The organism is Sporomusa sp. (assembly GCF_035561255.1).
Lineage (GTDB): Bacteria > Bacillota > Negativicutes > Sporomusales > Sporomusaceae > Sporomusa.
Map to the genome: position 1 here is coordinate 1 of NZ_DATMXX010000210.1, position 3,074 is coordinate 3,074.

3 protein-coding genes and 1 pseudogene are annotated in these 3,074 nt (G+C 45.6%); 3 read left to right on the forward strand and 1 reads right to left on the reverse strand.

Annotation, left to right across the window (positions count from 1 at the left end; translation table 11 throughout):
- The 3 genes and pseudogenes from VN379_RS11560 to VN379_RS11570 all read left to right on the forward strand — a co-directional run.
- Positions 1-197 (forward strand): annotated as a pseudogene (locus tag VN379_RS11560) (2-oxoglutarate ferredoxin oxidoreductase subunit beta); the annotation flags it as partial.
- Positions 197-730 carry a 2-oxoacid:acceptor oxidoreductase family protein gene (locus VN379_RS11565; protein WP_325525384.1) on the forward strand — a complete coding sequence of 178 codons (534 nt, stop codon included), beginning with the start codon at positions 197-199 and terminating at the stop codon, positions 728-730. The pseudogene VN379_RS11560 and the gene VN379_RS11565, both read left to right, overlap by 1 nt.
- Before the next feature lie 161 nt (positions 731-891).
- Positions 892-2,469 (forward strand): transposase, encoded by a 1,578-nt coding sequence (locus VN379_RS11570; protein ID WP_325533944.1) that lies wholly within the window; start codon positions 892-894, stop codon positions 2,467-2,469.
- Between the two features lie 239 nt (positions 2,470-2,708).
- On the opposite strand, the gene VN379_RS11575 is transcribed toward VN379_RS11570, so the two are convergent.
- The coding region (locus VN379_RS11575) for a DUF192 domain-containing protein (RefSeq protein WP_325533946.1) at positions 2,709-3,074 on the reverse strand (366 nt) is incomplete at its 5' end.

Here is a 3,074-nt window from a genome sequence, read left to right on the forward strand (position 1 = left end):
AGATGGGTTCGGCGGCTAAAATGATGGAATGGCAGAAGGAAAAAGCTATTCCTGTTCAAGCAGCATCCAAACTCACACCAGAACAGCTCAAAGATAAGTTTCTAATCGGTGAGCTTCACCGGTCTGAAGCCCCTGAATATACTGCCGAATATGACAAGCTTATTGCTCATGTTCAGGCCAAAAGGGGGAATAAGTAATGTGGCAAATTAGCTTGAGCGGTACCGGCGGACAAGGTCTTATTCTAGCAGGCATCATTCTGGCAGAGGCAGCTATTCTCGATGGCAAGCAGACAATCCAGACCCAGTCTTATGGTCCCGAAGCCCGGGGAGGAGCCAGTAAATCTGAAGTCATTATCAGTGATGAAGAGATTGACTACCCAAAAGCAACCTCGGCAGATATTCTCCTTGCTATGAGCCAGGAAGCGTGCGACAAATATATTAATCTCTTAAAACAGGGGGGCCGGTTGATTGTCGATACTACGCTGGTTAAAACTCAACCAGCAGTAGATGCAAAAAAACTGGCACTACCGATAACTCATATTGCCCGTAATGAGCTAGGCAATGTTATGGTTGCCAATATCGTTGCTTTAGGCGCGCTTGCCGGTTTTGCCGGTGTAGTCGGGCTTGATTGTCTGACTCAGGCTGTTTTGGCCAGAGTCCCTAAAGGCACAGAAGAACTCAATAAAAAAGCGCTGGAAACTGGCTTTGCCTTAGGGCAGGCTGAAAGATAAGCGGGCATCATGTAAAAAAGGAGTCTTCCAATTTGGGAGACTCCTTTTTTAGTCCTGTTGAGTCTGCTTAAAAACCCTCTTGTTTTTCACCGATTTTGAAAGAAAAAAGGTCTTAGCCGTCGAATACTACTAGTAAAGACAGGTAGAAAGAGGGTTGAGTGATGTTCCGCTGGGATCATGTACAAACTAGTTTTTACAATTATGATGAGTTGTGGGATATCTTAATTCCGGAAAACTCTGTCTACCGATTATTTCGTGAATTCGCCCCGCTACTCGTAGTTCCCGAGGATCTGGAGGGTCTATACAGTCGTGATAATGGCAGACCCAGCTTATTTGCGCTGAGAATGACGCTGGCTTGCCTTTTGCAACAGATGCACGCAAGCACCGATCGCGATATGGAACAACAGACACAGGTCAATCTGGAATTCAAATATGCACTTGGCATGGCAGTCGATGAGTCTGGGATTGATGCAGTTAGTTTATTCGTGCATCGGCAGCGCTTGATTCAACGCAATCTTGATACCCTGCTGTTGCAGCGTTTTATCTATCTACTGTACTGCTTGGGAATCTTGACAGGGAAAGAGCCCTTTTTAACCGATACGACTCATTCGATTTCCCCCATCAGTGAACAAAGTTCCGCTAATCTGCTTCAACAAGCCGTCAGGTTTGTATTGCGTCGCCTTAAGAGAAAGGGGCATATATGTCAATTACCCACCGATTTGCCTGAAGCACTAGCACAGGAGAAACATTGGGAAACGAGTTCATTAGCAAGTTATATTCAGACAATTGATTCGCTTCTTCAATGGTTCGAAGATAATCCTGCTCTTTTGGAGGATGACGTGTTAAAGAGTCGCGTCTGCTGTTTAGCACGAATCGTGAAGGAACGCGTCATTCGTCATGCAGACAATACCGTTACGTTTGCTGACACGTCCACGATAAAAGATTTGGTCATTTCCGCATATGACGTCGATGCTCGGTTTGGTTGCAAAGGGAAGATTCACTGGCGCGGCTACAAAATCGGTTCGATACAGATAGGCAACACAGGCTTTATTGCCGCCAGCGACATAATCGCCGCTAACCAGTATGACGGCGATACTCTCGCTCCGTTAATTGATTCATTGCCGCTCTCCCTAGTAGAAGAGCCAACTGTCATTGGCGATTCGCACTATGGAGCAGTGGAACAACGGTTAGAGATGAAAACGAGAGAGGTAAAAGTCGTAGCACCTGCGGCAAGAACACCAGAAAGTCCAACGATAGCAGAGGAAGGGTTCCAGGTAAGTGACGACTTAAAGAGACTTACCTGCCCACAAGGATATGATTGTGGGAAAGCATACCAGGGAAAAAATGGAGTACAGTTTCATATCCGCAAGACGAAAAAATCGCCATGTCATCAGTGTCCGTTGGAGGCGAAATGCCTTGGCGGGAAACAAAAACGCACAGTGTTTGTTCATCAACACCACGATATTATATCTCAGGCTCGGCAAGAAGAGAATTCGGGCTTGTTTAAGGCAAGCATGAACCTGCGTAAACAAATTGAAGCTAAACAGAATGAGCTGGTGAACCACTATGGTCTTCGCCGTACCGACTACCGCGGAACACGCAATTTAGCATATGTTGCACGAATGAGATCACTAGGATCAAATTTTCGACGTCTTCAGCGGTTATTGAATAATCCCAAACACTCATATTGTATTAATTGGGAGACGGCAGAAAACATTATTTTTACGAGTGTGGCCTGAACAAGGGGGAGGTCTGCGCTCTTAACGGTTTACGGAACCGTTAAGAGTTAGAATGTAGGTCTTAAGCGAGCAATAGACCCTCTTTCTTGCTTAAATAAAGACATTGTGATGATTTATCTCTCTCGAATGGACTGGAACAGTCCAAATCACTCTTTTTTTAAGCAGACTCAACAGGACAAAAAGAGCTTTGCAAAAGTCCCGGCACAATTAGGAAGACCTTCGCAATCGCTTAGCAAGTGTTACTCGATAAGCTCCAGTTTGTCGCCAATTTGGGTAAGGGCTGCGGCTGCAGTGCCTTCAGGCAACTCAATGACATAGCTAGCGCCCAGTGAAATCGCCAGACAGCAGGGCTTTAGCCCTGCCACCACTTTGACTACTGCGTGAGAAGAATCAACAAATATTACATCAATCGGATAGCGCATACCAAAGGTATGTACACTGCTGCACGGCTTTATCAAAAGCCCCGCTCCCTCCTGCAGCTTAGGCGTAGCTAAAAGTCCAATCATCCGGGTAAAAAAACTGGCTGCTACCTTGATATGTTCACCTAATATCTGTTGTCTTGTTGTGTTAATAATCCGCATATTTATCCTTGCCTTTCTTAACTG

What these genes read in the sequence shown, in the direction of transcription:
- VN379_RS11565 (WP_325525384.1), top strand. Translation starts at nt 197, where the DNA reads ATGTGGCAAATTAGCTTGAGCGGTACCGGCGGACAAGGTCTTATTCTA.
- VN379_RS11570 (WP_325533944.1), top strand. Translation starts at nt 892, where the DNA reads ATGTTCCGCTGGGATCATGTACAAACTAGTTTTTACAATTATGATGAG.